14 protein-coding genes are annotated in these 15,045 nt (G+C 69.8%); 3 read left to right on the top strand and 11 right to left on the bottom strand.

Features of this window, described 5'->3' with window-relative positions:
- Window positions 1–10 precede the first annotated feature (10 nt).
- From LV457_RS03570 to LV457_RS03580, 3 genes are read right to left on the bottom strand one after another with little or no spacing between them, the layout of a single operon-like run.
- Window positions 11–1,153: a sulfotransferase gene (locus tag LV457_RS03570; RefSeq protein ID WP_232169035.1), complete on the bottom strand. Its 1,143-nt coding sequence runs from the start codon at window positions 1,151–1,153 to the stop codon at window positions 11–13.
- Window positions 1,150–1,923 (bottom strand): SDR family oxidoreductase, encoded by a 774-nt coding sequence (locus tag LV457_RS03575; RefSeq protein WP_232169036.1) that lies wholly within the window; start codon window positions 1,921–1,923, stop codon window positions 1,150–1,152. The genes LV457_RS03570 and LV457_RS03575 overlap by 4 nt, the downstream gene beginning before the upstream one ends.
- 1 nt (window position 1,924) lies before the next feature.
- Entirely contained in the window at window positions 1,925–3,052 is a 1,128-nt protein-coding gene (locus LV457_RS03580; protein WP_232169037.1) for a hypothetical protein, read from the bottom strand.
- Window positions 3,053–3,186: 134 nt separating this feature from the next.
- Between LV457_RS03580 and LV457_RS03585 the strand changes: the two genes are divergently transcribed.
- Entirely contained in the window at window positions 3,187–4,038 is an 852-nt protein-coding gene (locus LV457_RS03585; RefSeq protein ID WP_374198705.1) for an IclR family transcriptional regulator, read from the top strand.
- Window position 4,039: 1 nt separating this feature from the next.
- On the opposite strand, the gene LV457_RS03590 is transcribed toward LV457_RS03585, so the two are convergent.
- Genes LV457_RS03590 through LV457_RS03605 form a run of 4 tightly spaced genes read right to left on the bottom strand, consistent with a single transcriptional unit; the run spans window position 4,040 to window position 8,935 of the window.
- On the bottom strand, window positions 4,040–6,124 hold the full coding sequence (locus LV457_RS03590) for a RecQ family ATP-dependent DNA helicase (RefSeq protein ID WP_232169038.1): 2,085 nt from the start codon (window positions 6,122–6,124) through the stop codon (window positions 4,040–4,042).
- Between the two features lie 38 nt (window positions 6,125–6,162).
- Complete coding sequence (gene dmpG, locus LV457_RS03595; protein ID WP_232169039.1) at window positions 6,163–7,215, bottom strand: 4-hydroxy-2-oxovalerate aldolase; 1,053 nt, start codon at window positions 7,213–7,215, stop codon at window positions 6,163–6,165.
- Window positions 7,212–8,138, bottom strand: coding sequence for an acetaldehyde dehydrogenase (acetylating) (locus LV457_RS03600; protein ID WP_232169040.1), 927 nt, complete (start codon window positions 8,136–8,138; stop codon window positions 7,212–7,214). The genes dmpG and LV457_RS03600 overlap by 4 nt, the downstream gene beginning before the upstream one ends.
- A gap of 11 nt (window positions 8,139–8,149) precedes the next feature.
- A complete protein-coding gene (locus tag LV457_RS03605; RefSeq protein WP_232169233.1) occupies window positions 8,150–8,935 on the bottom strand; it encodes a 2-keto-4-pentenoate hydratase in 786 nt (261 codons plus the stop codon).
- Window positions 8,936–9,031: 96 nt separating this feature from the next.
- Between LV457_RS03605 and kstD the strand changes: the two genes are divergently transcribed.
- Both kstD and LV457_RS03615 read left to right on the top strand, forming a co-directional pair.
- Window positions 9,032–10,738 carry a 3-oxosteroid 1-dehydrogenase gene (gene kstD / locus LV457_RS03610; RefSeq protein ID WP_232169041.1) on the top strand — a complete coding sequence of 569 codons (1,707 nt, stop codon included), beginning with the start codon at window positions 9,032–9,034 and terminating at the stop codon, window positions 10,736–10,738.
- Between the two features lie 2 nt (window positions 10,739–10,740).
- Entirely contained in the window at window positions 10,741–11,601 is an 861-nt protein-coding gene (locus LV457_RS03615) for a MaoC/PaaZ C-terminal domain-containing protein (protein ID WP_232169042.1), read from the top strand.
- 14 nt (window positions 11,602–11,615) lie between these two features.
- Here the strand turns inward: LV457_RS03615 and LV457_RS03620 are convergent, their stop codons facing one another.
- The 4 genes from LV457_RS03620 to LV457_RS03635 form a co-directional block, all read right to left on the bottom strand.
- Window positions 11,616–12,386, bottom strand: a complete 771-nt coding sequence (locus LV457_RS03620; RefSeq protein ID WP_232169043.1) for a hypothetical protein — start codon at window positions 12,384–12,386, stop codon at window positions 11,616–11,618.
- 85 nt (window positions 12,387–12,471) lie between these two features.
- Window positions 12,472–13,641, bottom strand: a complete 1,170-nt coding sequence (locus tag LV457_RS03625) for a lipid-transfer protein (RefSeq protein WP_232169044.1) — start codon at window positions 13,639–13,641, stop codon at window positions 12,472–12,474.
- On the bottom strand, window positions 13,641–14,024 hold the full coding sequence (locus tag LV457_RS03630; RefSeq protein WP_374198722.1) for a MaoC family dehydratase: 384 nt from the start codon (window positions 14,022–14,024) through the stop codon (window positions 13,641–13,643). Before LV457_RS03630 ends, LV457_RS03625 begins: the two co-directional genes overlap by 1 nt.
- 11 nt (window positions 14,025–14,035) lie before the next feature.
- Window positions 14,036–15,001, bottom strand: coding sequence for a bifunctional MaoC family dehydratase N-terminal/OB-fold nucleic acid binding domain-containing protein (locus LV457_RS03635; RefSeq protein ID WP_232169046.1), 966 nt, complete (start codon window positions 14,999–15,001; stop codon window positions 14,036–14,038).
- Window positions 15,002–15,045 lie beyond the last annotated feature (44 nt).

Raw genomic sequence — 15,045 nt, forward strand, 5'->3', positions numbered from 1 at the left:
ACGGCGCCGCTCACAGCCCCTCGAACCGGGCTTTCACCGCCTCGGCGGTCAGGCCGTAGTCCTCGAGTCGGTAGGTGTGTTTCGGCGCGCGCGGCCCCTGCTGGCTCTCGGCGTGCATCTGCTGCATGGCCGCCTGCGCGTCGGCCGTGAGCTCGATGCCGAAGTACCCGTAGATGTTCTCGACGGTGGCCAGCGGATCGCGGATGAAGTCGAAGTAGTCGACGTCGTAGAACTGGGCTGGGTTGCGTTGTGCCCGTTCGGCTTTGAAGCGCTCCAGTCCGCGGGACCAGGTGTCCATCGCGTCGCGGCCGATCACCTCGCCGACGAAGGTGTTCGACCAGCCCTTGGTGGTGTGGTAGCTCAGTGAGCACATCGACGCCATCAGCGTCTCGGCGGGTCGGTGGCACTGCACCACGAGCGCATCGGGATACGCCGCGAACAGCGCGTCGAGCGCGAACAGGTGGCTCGGGTTCTTGAGCACCCAGCGCTTGCCGACGTCGTTCAGGCCGATCAGCTGCAAGTTCTTGCGGTGCCGCTGATAGGGCTTGGTCCAGTCCTGCTCGGCGAGCCAGTGGGCGTAGGTCGGCACGTGCGCGAGCGTCTCGTAGGACACCGAATGCAGCGACTGCCGCAGCAGCTGCCAGCACTCCTCGACCTCGTCGGCGGTCATGTAGTGCAGGCCCAGGTATTCCGGGTCCTCGTTGTGGGCCTGCGCGAACTGCGCGTCGAGCTGCTGGAACACCGGGTTGTCGGCCCAGGTCTCGCGGGGCGGGCGCGGCTGCGGAAACTCCGCCAACCACAGTTCGAGCCCCTGGTGACCGGGGTCGGCGGTCAGCAGTCGGTGCAGCGCGGTGGTGCCCGTGCGCGGCAGGCCGGTGACGAAGATCGGCCGTTCGATGGGGACGTCGGCGTGCTCGGGGTGCTGCTTCCACGCGGCCTCCGACAGCAGCCGGGCGACCAGCGCGTTGCGCAGGAAGAAGCGCGACATCTTGCTGCCGAGCTCGGTGAGGTCGGCGTCGCGCCGGTAGGACTCCAGCAGCACGCCGAGCGCTTCGCGGTAGTTGTCGTCGTCGGTGCCGAAGTCGTCGAGCCCGCACGCCTTGGTGGCCGAGGCGTGCAGGTCGTCGACAGTCCCGACGTCGGTGCGCGTCACGCTTTGTACTCCCCGCAGTTGACGTCGAGCGTCTGGCCGGTGATGCCGCTGGCAAGGTCGCTCGCGAGGAACACGATGGCCGAGGCCACCTCGTCCTCGGTGGGCAGCCGCTTGAGATCCGACGCCGCCGCCGTGGCGGCGTAGATCTGGTCGACATCCGTGCCGTACTTGTTTGCCTGATACTCGAAATAGCTCTTCAGCGTGTCACCCCAGATATAGCCCGGCGCAACGGAATTAACGCGGATACCCTGCTCCCCCAGCTCGCTGGCCAGCGACTGCGACATCGCCAGCAACGCCGACTTCGCCATCTTGTAGGCGCCGTACTTGGGCTGGGAGTGCCGGATGACCATCGAGTTGACGTTGACGACGGCGCCCTTGGACTCTGCCAGGGCCGGGGTGAAAGCCTGCGTCAGCCGCAGCGCCCCGAACACCGTCAGCTCGATCGCCTCCCGCATGTGCTCGAACGTCGTGTCGGCCAGCGGCTTCATCGACGGGACGCGAAAAGCGTTGTTGATCAACACGTCCGCCCGGCCGTACTCCTCGAGCGTCCGTGCGACGAGGTTCGCGACCTGCTCCTCATCGGTGATGTCGGTGGGCACCGCGACGGCTCGCCGGCCGGTGCCGGTGAGCTGCTGTGCCACGTCGTCGAGCCGTTCGGCGGTGCGCGCGGCGAGCACCAGGTCGGCGCCCGCCTCGGCGCATCGCCGGGCGAGCGTGGTGCCGAGCGCCGGCCCGACCCCGCTGATGACGACCACCTTGCCGTCGAGCATGTCAGCCCACCATCCTGTGCTGGATCTGCCGCTGCCGCAGCGCGATACGCGCTCGCCAATCGTCGCCGGAAATGACGTTCGCGTCGTGGTACGGCAGTGCCTGGGCGACGTCGGCCGTGTCGATTACCTCCAGGGTCGGCCCGTCGGCCTCGGCCAACTCGCGCGAGAGTCGCTGCCAGCGGAATTGCAGGTAGCCCTTGCGATGGCCCAGCGTCTCGCACCAATTGGTGACGCCGGGGTTCGCCTCGGACACCACGATGCGGATATTGCCGTCCGGGTCGGCCTGCGCCTGGGTGCCGTTGAGCGACGTCTGGTGGTTGATGTAGTCGAGCGAGATGTACCAGAGGCTGCCGAGCTGGAAACCGAGGTACGGGGCGTCGGACACCGGGATGGTGATGACGATCGCCTGGTCGGGAGCCAGGTCGTAATGCCCCACCGACGAGTACTGCGTGGCGAGGCCGCCGGGGGTGAGCCGCGGCGCGGTCAGCGTGTTGACGGGCAGCGTGTCGTAGAACCACTGCGGGAACTGCAGCCAGGTCTTGACCCGCTGCACGAGCTGCTTGCCGGCGACGGCGTAGCGCTTCTCGATGAGCTCCCTGGTGAGCGGTGGTGGCGCCGTGCCGGCGGTGTCGGTCCGGGCGATGCTGACGTATCCGCGCTGCGCCGACCAGTCGTTGTAGACCTCGCGGATGAGCAGCTGGCCGGGGCTGGTGGGGGTGACGCGCCATTCGAAGCTGCCGTCGTCGGCGATGTCGAGTTCGCGGTCGTCGAATGCCGCCTGACTGACCGGCACGTTGTCGTCGGTGTACTCGCCGCCGAGCAGCTGGAAGCTCAGGTCGGTCGTGGTGCCGCGGCGTCCGGTGACGACGTACTCATGGTTCGCCTGGACCCGGGTGCCGAAGTAGAGCGTGTCCGGATTGTCCAGCCCCATCTTGGTGAACGGACCGGTCCCCGACTGCAGGAACGGGTGATCGCGGTCGTAGTCGAAGGCCAGGTGCTCGCAGGCCGCGATGCCACCGGCCAGGTACTGCAAGCCTTCCAGCAGGTCGGCGTCGGACTCGATGAAGGGCGCCTCGGCGACGAGCCGTTCCGCCTCGGCGATCGCGTCGATGAAAGGCTGCGAATACACAGTCGTGAAACTAGAACCTGTTCTACCAAGAGTCAATATGCTGACCGCAGTGGTCCAGATATGAACCGTTGCGTAGGCTGGCCGCCGTGTCCGCCGAGCCACCGAATCGGCCATCCCCTCCCACCGACCGCGTCGTGCGTGTGCTCGACTTCCTCGCCGGCCGCCCGACGCAGCGGTTCGGGCTGTCCGACCTCGCGCGACAGACCGGGCTCAGCAAGCCGACCTGTCTGGGCATCGTCACCGCGCTGACCGACGCCGGCTACCTCGTCCGCGACCCCTGCGACAAGACCTACCGCCTCGGCCCGGCGCTGATCACACTCGGCCACCGGGCGCAGGAGTCGATGCGCATCAGCCCGGCCGCGCGTGACGAGCTCCGTCGGCTGTCGGCCCGGTTCGACGCCACGGCCGCGCTGTCCGGGGTGATCGACGACCGGATCACCGTGCTGGACCTGGTCTCGCCCGCCGGCGCCCGCCCCGGCGTCGAGGTGGGGCAGAGTTACCCGTTCGCGCCGCCGGTCGGCCTGATGTTCGTGCTGTGGGACGACGACGCCGAGCGCAGCTGGCTCGCGAAGGAGCCAACGGTGGCGCTGCGCACCGACTCCGACCGGCTGCGTCGGGTGGTCGCCGAGTGTCGTGCGGACGGCTACCTGGTGGAGCGGATCACCGCGGGCGGCCGGCGGCTGTACTCGTTGCTGGCCGGCGTCTCCACCGACCTGCCCGACGAGCTGCGGGCGCTGCTCGGCGAATTGGTGTCCGACATCGGCGAGCGGGTGTACCTGCGCAGCGAGAACCCCAACGGCCGCCGCCACGACATCAGCGTCATCTCGGCGCCGGTGTTCGACCGCGACCAGCGCCAGGCGATGGTCGCATCGCTGCACATCGGCGCCTCGCTCACCGACGGCGAGATCCGCGACCGCGCCCGGGCTGTGGTAGCGACCGCGGACGCGGTGACGCGGCAGTTGGGCGGCGTGAAGCCGGGCTGCTAGGTCACGACACCGCGGCAATAGCGAACGGCAACACCGCGGGCGCGCCGGCCTCGCGCAGCAGCCGGCCGGCCATGGTCGCCGTCCAGCCGGTGTCGATCAGGTCGTCGACCAGCAGCACCGGCCCGTCGACACCGGCCAGGTCCGGCGGCGACCACGCGCCGTGCAGGGCCGCCACGCGATACGCCGAGTTCGCGGCGGTCACCGGCCGGCGGTCCGGCGCGTAATGCAGCACCCCGAGATCGGTGAGCCGACCCAGCTGCGCGAGCCGCTCGGCCAGCGACCGGATGAGCAGCGGGTGCCGCTCGGAGTCGAGCGCCATGACCGCCGTCGGCCGGGTCTCCCACCGCCAGCCGGCGAGCACGTCGACCGCCGCCCGCACGATGTCGTCGGGAACGGGGGCGTCGGGGGCGTCGAGCAGCCGGCGCAGCGCGGCACCCCAGCCGAGGTCGGTGAGCCGCCCGATGACCCGGCCCGCGGCCGGTCCGTCGCTGATGCGCCCGGACACCTCGACGCCGAGCTTCGCCATGCCCGACGGCCACTGCCGCCGCGGCAACACCTCGACGCCGGGCCGCAGCAGTTCGTCGCGGGTGGCCTGCAGCGCCGCGGCGTCGACGTCGGCGCGATAGCGCGGTGGCGTGCAGTTGTCGCAGCGGCCGCAGCGGTCGCCCTCGCGCAGCTCCGGGTCGTCGAGCTGAGCACGCAGAAACGCCATGCGGCAGGCGTCGGTGTCCTGGTAGTCGAGCATCGCCTGCTGTTCGCGGCGGCGCGCCTCGTCGAGCCGGCGGTAGCGCTCCTCGTCGTAGGTCCACGGTTCGCCGGTCGCCAGCCAGCCGCCCTTCACCCGCCGGACAGCGCCGTCGACGTCGAGCACCTTGAGCACCATCTCCAGCCGGGTGCGCCCGAGGTCCACCAGCGGTTCGAGGGCGGGCGTGGACAGCGGACGGTCGGTGTCGAGCGCCCGCAGCACCGCGCGCACCGCCGATTCGGCGGGGAAGGCGACCGACGCGAAGTACCGCCACACCTCGCGGTCCTCGTGGCCGGGCAGCAGCACCACCTCGGCCGACTCGGCCGCTCGGCCGGCGCGCCCGACCTGCTGGTAGTAGGAGATCGGCGACGACGGCGCGCCGAGGTGGACGACGAAGCCGAGGTCGGGCTTGTCGAAACCCATGCCGAGCGCGGACGTCGCCACCAGCGCCTTGACGTCGTTGGCCAGCAGGTCGGCTTCGAGCTGTTCACGCTCGGCCGGATCGGTGGCGCCGGTGTAGGCGGCCACCCGATGGCCGCGATCGCGCAGCAGCGTTGCCACGTCGGACGCCTGCGCAACGGTGAGCGTGTAGATGATCCCCGAACCCGGGAGATCGGCCAGGTGCTGCGCGATCCAGGCCGCGCGCTGCGTGGTGGTGCCGGCCTTGACGACCGACAGCCGCAACGACTCCCGGTCGAGCGACCCGCGCAGCACCAGCGTGTCGCCGTGTGCATCGCCCACCCCGAGCTGCGCCGCGACGTCCGCCACCACGCGGTCGTTGGCAGTCGCCGTGGTGGCGAGCACCGGCACATCGGCGCCGAGGTCGGCGAGCAGCGTGCGGATGCGTCGGTAGTCGGGCCGAAAGTCATGGCCCCAGTCGGACACACAGTGCGCCTCGTCGACCACGACGAGCCCGGCGTCGGCAGCCAGCGAAGGCAGCACGCTGTCACGGAAGTCCGGGTTGTTGAGCCGCTCCGGGCTGACCAGCAGCACATCGAGGTCGCGGGCGCGGACCCGCTCGTGGATCCCGTCCCACTCGGCGACGTTGCCGGAGTTGATGGTCGCGGCGCGCACCCCGGCCCGCTCGGCCGCCGCGACCTGGTTGCGCATCAGCGCCAGCAGCGGCGACACGATGACCGTCGGCCCGTGCCCGGCGTCGCGCAGCAGCTTCGCGGCGATGAAGTAGACGGCCGACTTGCCCCAGCCGGTGCGCTGGACGACGAGCGCGCGGCGTCGGCCGACCACCAGCGCCTCGATGGCCGTCCACTGGTCGTCACGCAACCGCGCCGCCGGACCGGCGAGCTGCGTCAGGATCGCCTGGGCGTCGTCGCGCGTGATCATGCGCCCATCGTGCCCGCCGCCACCGACACGGCGGCGGGTCAGGACGTCGCGGAGCCCTCCATCTCGCGCTTGAGCTCGAGCGCGATGTCGATGAGTTGGTCTTCCTGGCCGCCGATCAGCTTGCGCTGCCCCGCGCGGTGCAGCAGCTTGTGCGCGGGCACGCCGTAGCGCTCGGACTGGCGGATGGCGTGCTTGAGGAAGCTGGAGTACACGCCGGAGTAACCCATGATCAGCGCGTTGCGGTCCAGCAGGCATTCGGCGGGCATGGCGGGGGCGACGACTTCCTCGGCGGCGTCGGCGATGTCGAAGAAATCGATGCCGGTCTTGACGCCGATCTTGTCGAACACCCCGATCAGCGCCTCGACGGGGGCGTTGCCGGCGCCGGCGCCGAACCGGCGGCACGAGCCGTCGATCTGCTTGGCGCCCGCGCGCACCGCCTCGATGGAGTTGGCGACGCCGAGGCCGAGGTTCTCGTGGCCGTGGAAACCCACCTGGGCGTCCGACCCCAGTTCGTCGACCAGCGCGGCCACCCGGTCGCGGACGCCCTCCAACACCAATGCACCCGCGCTGTCGACGACGTAGACACACTGGCAGCCGGCATCGGCCATGATCCGCGCCTGCGCGGCGAGCTTCTCCGGGCCGATGGTGTGGCTCATCATCAGGAAGCCAACGGTTTCCAGCCCGCGTTCACGCGCCAACCCGAAGTGCTGAATGGACACGTCGGCCTCGGTGCAGTGCGTGGCGATCCGGCAGATCTCACCGCCGTTGTCCTGGGCCTCGATGATGTCCTCTTTGGTGCCGACCCCGGGCAGCATGAGGAACGCGATCTTGGCGTCCTTCGCCGTCTCGGCGGCGAGCTTGATCAGCTCCTGCTCGGGGGTCTTGGAGAACCCGTAGTTGAAGCTCGACCCGCCCAGCCCGTCGCCGTGGGTGACCTCGATGACCGGCACGCCGGCGGTGTCCAGCGCGGCGACGATCGACCGGACCTCGTCGGCGGTGAACTGGTGGCGCTTGTGGTGCGACCCGTCGCGCAGCGAGGTGTCGGTGATCCGGACGTCCCAGCTGGAGTCGAAGAAGATGTCGCTGCTCATGCTTGGGCTCCCGCCTTGCTGAGGGGCTCCTTGGCGATCTCCTCGCCCACCTTGGTGGCCGCGGCGGTCATGATGTCGAGGTTGCCGGCGTAGGTCGGCAGGTAATCGCCGGCACCCTCGACCTCGATGAACGTCGTCACCACCGCCTGCCCACCGGAGTTGATGGACGGGTCGTCGAACTGCGGCTCGTTGAGCAACCGGTAGCCGGGCACATACGTCTGCACCTCGGCCACCACATCGTGGATCGACGTGGCGATCGCGTCACGGTCGGCGTCCTCGGGAATGGCGCAGAAGATGGTGTCGCGCATGATCATCGGCGGATCAGCCGGGTTGAGGATGATGATCGCCTTGCCGCGCGCCGCACCACCGATCGTCTCCACCCCGCGTTTGGTGGTCTTGGTGAACTCGTCGATGTTGGCCCGCGTGCCCGGGCCGGCGCTGCTGCTGGACACCGACGCCACGATCTCCGCATACGGAACCCCGCCGTTATCGACCAACGCGCGCGATACCGCGTGCACGATCGGGATCGTGGCCTGCCCGCCGCAGGTGATCATGTTGACGTTCGGCGCATCCAGATGCTCACGCAGGTTCGCCGGGGGGATCACCGCCGGACCCACCGCGGCCGGGGTCAGATCGATGGCCCGGATCCCGGCTTCGGCGTATTTCGGCGCGGCGGCCCGGTGCACGTAGGCGCTGGTCGCCTCGAACAACAGGTCCGGTTTGTCGTCCTGGGCCAGGAGCCAGTCCACACCCTGCGCCGTGGTCTCCAGGCCGAGGTCGCGCGCCCGCTTCAACCCGTCGCTGTCGGGGTCGATACCGACCATCCACCGCGGCTCCAGCCACTCCGACCGCAACAACTTGTACAGCAGATCGGTGCTGATGTTGCCGGACCCGACGATCGCGACTTGAGCTTTCTGGGCCATCGGCCCCTCCTCTACTCGAATGACAATCGGACCGACCCGAGGCCGGCGAAATCGGCGACGAACGCATCACCCGGCCGCGCGTCGATGGCCCGCGTGCACGATCCCGGCAGCACGATGTCCCCGGCCTTCAACCGCACACCGAAACTCTCCACCTTGCGCGCGAGCCACGCCACCGCCGTCACCGGATTTCCCAGCACCGCATCGCTGCGGCCCTCGGCGACCACCTCGCCGTTGCGCGTCAAGACGGCGTCGATGGCCGTGACATCAACATCGCCCGGCTTCACCCGCGCCTCGCCGAGCACCCAGCCCGCCGACGACGCGTTGTCGGCGATGGTGTCGCACAGCGCGATCTTCCAGTCCTTGATGCGGGTGTCGATCAGCTCGATCGCCGGCGCGAACGCCGCCGTGCCGGCCAGCACGTCATCCTCGGTGCAGTCCGCGCCCGGCAGGTCCTGCGCCAGCACGAAACCCACCTCCACCTCGACCCGCGGATACAGATAACGACGGGCCGGCACAGGCTTGTCTTCGAACACCTGCATCTCGTCGAGCAGATGGCCGTAATCCGGCTCGTCGACACCCATCATCTGCTGCATGGCCTCACTCGACAGGCCCACCTTGTGGCCCACCACCCGGGCGCCGTCGGCGACCCGCCGCCGGATGTTGATCAGCTGGATCTCGTAAGCGTCCACCACGTCGATGTCGCCGTGCCGGCCCGTCAACGGCGTCAGCGGCTCGCGGCTGCGCTCCGCCTCGGCCAGCTCCGCAGCAAGCTGTTCTCGCGTTTGGGCAGTCAACATTCTCGAAACCTTATAGCGCCGCTCTGCGGTCGGGATGGTGCACGTCAGACAGGGGCCGCTGGCGCCTGGCGCGGCCAATTCTATAACGTGTTCTACATGACCGACCAGGAGTATGACGTCATCGTCGTCGGGAGCGGCGCCGCCGGCATGGTCGCGGCACTCACGGCTGCCCACCAGGGTCTTTCGGCGATCGTCATCGAGAAGGCCCCGCACTTCGGCGGCTCGACCGCGCGCTCCGGCGGCGGCGTGTGGATCCCCAACAACGAGATCCTCAAGCGCGACGGCGTCACCGATACACCGGAGGCCGCGCGCACCTATCTGCACACGATCATCGGCGACGTCGTCCCGGCCGAACGCATCGACACCTATCTCGAGCGGGCGCCCGAGATGTTGTCGTTCGTGCTCAAGCACACGCCGCTGGAGTTGTGCTGGGTGCCGAACTACTCCGACTACTACCCCGAGACGCCCGGCGGGCGGGCGGGCGGGCGGTCGGTCGAGCCCAAGCCGTTCGACGCCAAGCGGCTCGGCGACGACCTGCAGAACCTCGAGCCGCCCTACGGCAAGGTGCCGCTCAACGTGGTCGTGATGCAGCAGGACTATGTACGGCTGAACCAGCTCAAGCGCCATCCCCGGGGCGTGTTGCGCAGCGTCAGGATCGGCGCCCGCACCATGTGGGCCAAGGCCACCGGCAAGGCGCTGGTCGGCATGGGCCGCGCGTTGATCGCGCCGCTGCGCATCGGCCTGCGCGACGCCGGGGTGCCGCTGCGGCTCAACACCGCGCTGACCGACCTCTACGTCGAGGGCGGCGCGGTGCGTGGTGTCTATGTCGTCGAGGCGGGGGACTCCGCCGGCGCCGACCCGCAACTGATCCGCTGCCGCCGCGGCGTCATCCTGGGCAGCGGCGGCTTCGAGCACAACGAGCAGATGCGCGTGAAATACCAGCGGGCACCGATCACCACCGAATGGACGGTCGGCGCAAAGGCCAACACCGGCGACGGCATCCTGGCTGCCGAGAAGCTGGGCGCCGCACTCGAACTCATGGAAGACGCGTGGTGGGGACCCACCGTGCCGCTCGTCGGTGCGCCGTGGTTCGCGCTGTCGGAACGCAATTCGCCCGGCTCGATCATCGTGAACCTGAACGGCAAGCGGTTCATGAACGAGTCCATGCCCTACGTCGAGGCCTGCCACCGCATGTACGGCGGCGAGTACGGCCAGGGGCCCGGCCCCGGCGAGAACGTGCCGGCGTGGCTGGTGTTCGACCAGCAGTACCGCGACCGCTACATCTTCGCGGGTCTGCAGCCGGGGCAGCGGATTCCGCGCAAGTGGCTGGAGTCCGGTGTGATCGTCAAGGCGGACACGCTCGACGAGCTGGCCGCCGCGACCGGACTGCCGGCGCAGGACTTCAAAGCCACCGTCGAGCGGTTCAACGGTTTCGCCCGCAGCGGCGTCGACGATGACTTCCACCGCGGTGAGAGCGCCTACGACCGCTACTACGGCGATCCGACGAACAAGCCGAACCCCAATCTCGGTGAGCTGACGCATCCGCCGTACTACGCCGCGAAATTGGTGCCGGGCGACCTGGGCACCAAGGGCGGCATCCGCACCGACGTCCACGGCCGCGCGCTCCGCGACGACGGCAGCGTGATCGACGGCCTGTATGCGGCCGGTAACGTCAGCTCGCCGGTGATGGGCCACACCTATCCCGGCCCCGGCGGCACCATCGGCCCGGCGATGACCTTCGGCTACCTGGCGGCGCTCCACCTGGCGTCCGCCGCAACGGCGCAGCAGGGCACGGTGGCCTAGCGATGCCGATCGATCTCGACGCGGCGCTGGGCGCCGAGCTGCCACCGGTCGAGTTCTCCTGGAGCAGCAGCGATGTGCAGCTCTACCATTTGGGGCTGGGTGCGGGCGCCGATCCGCTCGACCCGCGGGAACTGCGCTATCTCGTCGACAACACGCCGCAGGTGCTGCCCACGTTCGGCAGCGTGGCGGCGACGTTCCACATGACCGAACCGCCGACGGTGAGCTTCCCCGGCATCGACATCGAGCTCTCGAAGGTGCTGCACGCCAGCGAAGCCGTGACCGCGGCGGGTCCGCTGCCGCCGTCGGGTTCCGGACGCGGCGTGACGCGGATCGTCGACATCTGGGACAAGGGCAAGGCGGCGGTCATCTGGTCGGAGACCACCGTCACCACGCTCGACGGCGATCCGCTGTGGACGCAGCGCCGGTCGATCTTCGCTCGCGGCGAGGGCGGTTTCGGCGGCGAACGCGGCCCGTCGACGTCGACCGCGCCACCCGACCGGGCCCCCGACGTCGAGATCGCGGTGCCGGTGCTGCCGCAGCAGGCGCTGCTCTACCGGCTGTGCGGCGACCGCAACCCGCTGCACTCCGATCCCGAATTCGCCGCCGCCGCCGGCTTTCCGCGGCCGATCCTGCACGGGCTGTGCACCTACGGCATGACCTGTAAGGCGCTCGTCGATCGCTTCCTCGACGGCGACGCCACCCGCGTCGGCTCGTACGGCGCCCGGTTCGCCGGCGTCGTATTCCCGGGCGAGACGCTGTCGGTGCGGGCCTGGGAGGACGGCGGCACACTGACCGGGGTGGTGGTGGTGCCGGAGCGGGACGACGCCGTGGCGCTCGCAGGTGTGGAGCTCGTCGCGGCCTAGGACCGTGCCGCGGCTCAGGCGTGCGTGGCCCACCAGGTGTAGAGCTGGTCGAGGTTCGGGCCGGCCGGGGTCGACTCGGTGGTGGCGAGCACCCGCTGGGTGTCGTCGGTCCACGCCAGCGTCGGCCGGTCGCCACGGAAGCCGCACACCAGTGTGCCGCTGGCCTTCTCCGGGGTGGCGTTACGGCGCCACGGCCCCGGTGACTGCATGTTGCGCGGACAGCCGACCACGGTGATGCCGGCCATGTGGTCGCCGAGCGCGGCGGCCAGCGCCGCCGGATCGGTGGCGAGCGTGTAGGACGACGACACCGGCCCGCCGGGGTCCGTGTTGGGGCCGCACACCAGGCGCGCGTCGGCTCCGGCGGGTGCGTCGGCCGGCGTGCAACTGTCGGGTGGGTAGCCCGTCGGCAAGAATTCGCGCAGCAGGGCCTGCCCTGCCGGATCGGCTGCGGGGCGGTCACTTTCGGTGGTGCTGCCGCCGGGCTGCGATGCGGGAGCCGACGTGGCCGGCGGGTCGTCGTCGGGGCGGGTCAGCCAATACGCCCCGGCCGCCACACCCGCCAGCGTCAACACGACGGCGGCGCCGATCACGACGATTCGACCCCGGCCGCGCCGGATCCGTCGGGGCTGCGGCACGGCCGCGGCGTCGAAGTACGTGCTCCATGCCGGTGGCGGCGCCGGCGGTGGCGGCCCCCAGGCCGGGGCTGCAGCGACGGGCGGCGACGGCGGCACGACGTGCACCGGCCCGGTGTCGGCGTCGTCGGCGATCGGTTCCGGCACGGTCATCGGGAAACCACCACCCGGCTCACCATCACGCCACGCCCCCAGGTCCGCCCGTCAACGTCCGCGTCCGAGCCTAACCGGCGACGAGTCAGCCGAGGATCAATCCGGACGTGGGAACACCGGTGCCCGCGGTGACGAGCACATGCTCCACGCCGTCGACCTGGTTGACGGAGGTGCCCCGCAGCTGCCGCACCCCTTCGGCGATCCCGTTCATCCCGTGGATGTAGGCCTCGCCCAGCTGACCGCCGTGGGTGTTGATCGGCAGCCGGCCGCCGACCTCGATCGCGCCGTCGGCGACGAAGTCCTTGGCTTCACCCCAGCCGCAGAACCCGAGTTCCTCCAGCTGGATCAGCGTGAACGGGGTGAAGTGGTCGTAGAGGACCGCGGTCTGGATGTCGTCGGGCCGCAGGCCGGATTGCGACCACAGCTGCCGGCCGACCAACCCCATCTCCGGCAGGCCGTCAAGCTCGGGCCGGTAGTAGCTCACCATCGAATACTGGTTGGGTGACGCGCCCTGCGCGGCGGCTTCGATGACCGCGGGCCGGTGTTTGAGGTCCTTGGCCCGCTCGGCGCTGGTGATGACGAGCGCAACGGCGCCGTCGGTCTCCTGGCAGCAGTCGAGCAACCGCAGCGGTTCGGCGATCCACCGCGAGTTCTGGTGGTCCTCGATGGTGATCGGCTTGCCGTAGAAGTAGGCGTTCGGGTTGTTTGCGGCATGCTTGCGGTCGGCGACGCTCACGGCGCCGAAATCACGGCTCGTCGCACCGGACAGATGCATGTAGCGCTTGGCGATCATCGCCACCTGCGCCGCCGGGGTGGAGAGCCCGTGCGGGTAGGAGAACGAGTTGTCGACGCCGGTCGAATCGGCGTTCTCGACCAACCGGGTCTGCACCTGCCCGAACCGCACCCCCGACCGCTCGTTGAACGCACGGTAGGCGACCACGCAGTCGGCGACACCGGTCGCGACCGCGATGGCCGCCTGCTGGACAGTGGCGCAGGCCGCGCCGCCACCGTGGTGGATCTTCGAGAAGAACTTCAGCTCGCCGATGCCCGTGGCGCGGGCGATCGCAACCTCGGTGTTCGAGTCCATCGTGAACGTCGTCATGCCGTCGACGTCGGCGGGTGTCAGGCCGGCGTCGTCGAGCGCGTCGAGCACGGCCTCGGCCGCCAGCCGCAGCTCGCTGCGGCCCGAGTTCTTCGAGAAGTCCGTCGCGCCGATCCCGGCGATCGCCGCCTTGCCGCCGAGCGGACCGGGCATCAGACAGCTCCTCCGAGTTGAACTGTGGCGGTGGCGATCACGTGGTTGCCGAGGCTGTTGGCGCCGACCACCTTGAGCGTCACCACGTCGCCGTCGACCTCGGTCACCTCACCGGAGAACGTGACCGTGTCGTAGGCGTACCACGGCACACCGAGCCGCAGCCCGATCGAGCGGACGCGAGCATCCGGGCCGGCCCAGTCGGTGACATAGCGCTCGACCAACCCGGTGTCGGTCAAGATGTTGACGAAGATGTCCTTCGAGCCCTTGGCCTGCGCCTTGTCCCGATCGTGGTGCACGTCCTGGAAGTCGCGGGTGGCGATGGCCGTGGAGACGATGAAGGTCGGATCGCCGTAGAGCGTCAGTTCAGGCAGCGTGGCGCCCACCGCGAGCGCGCTCACGCGGCCGGCTCCCAGGCGTACAGCGTCCACGCCGGCCCCACGTCGTTGGCGGGGAAGTCGATGTACGTTGCGCGAACCGGCATTCCGATCTGCACCGCGGCGGGTTCGATGTTGCGCAACTCCCCGAGCATGCGAACGCCCTCCTCCAGTTCGACGAGCGCGATCACGAACGGCAGCGTGCGGCCCGGCACCTTCGGCGCGTGGTGCACGACGAAGCTGAACACCGTGCCGTTGCCCGACGCGACGACATAGTCGGTCGGCTGGTCCTTGTCCGCCCAGATGGCCGGCACCGGCGGATGCTGCAGGCTGCCGTCGGGCCGGCGCTGAATGCGGAGTTCGTGCGCGTTGACGCCGTCCCAGAAGAACTTGGTGTCCTTCGACGAGGCCGGGCGCATCATCGCGTCGGCGTCGAGGTCGTCCGGGACCGCCGTTGCCGCTGGCTCCGCGCCGCTCTTGGGCCGGAATTTCAGGATGCGCCAGTCCATCTCGGCGACTGGATTGCTGTCGTCGTCCCCGACGTACCAGGTCATCTTCTGGTTGATGAAGTAGCCCTCGCCCAGGGCGGTGTTCTTCGGGCCGATCACGTCGGTCAGCTCGGCGCTGATGCTGACATGCTCGCCGAGCTGCAAATAGCGGTGGTAAGTCTGCTCGCAGTTCGTCGCGACCACCCCGACATAACCGGCCTCGTCGAACAGCGCCATCATCTTGCTCAGCGGATCGTCGTCGGCGCGCCGGCCGCGCAGACCGGCCATCGTCCACACCTGGATCATCGCGGGCGGTGCGACGATGCCGGGATGCCCCGCCGCCCGCGCGGCCGCCTCGTCGACGTAGACCGGGTTCGCGTCGCCGATGGCCTCCACCCAATGCCGGATCATCGGCTGGTTCACCGGATCCGGGCCGAGGCGCGGCGCGCTCCGCCCGGCGGCCTTGATCTCCTCGGCCGCCGATCGAAGATCGCTCATCTCAGGCGCTTTCTCTTCGGGCGAGCCCTCATCGGGGGCGCTTT

Origin of the sequence: Mycobacterium sp. MYCO198283 (assembly GCF_021213805.1) — a bacterium.
Lineage (GTDB): Bacteria > Actinomycetota > Actinomycetes > Mycobacteriales > Mycobacteriaceae > Mycobacterium.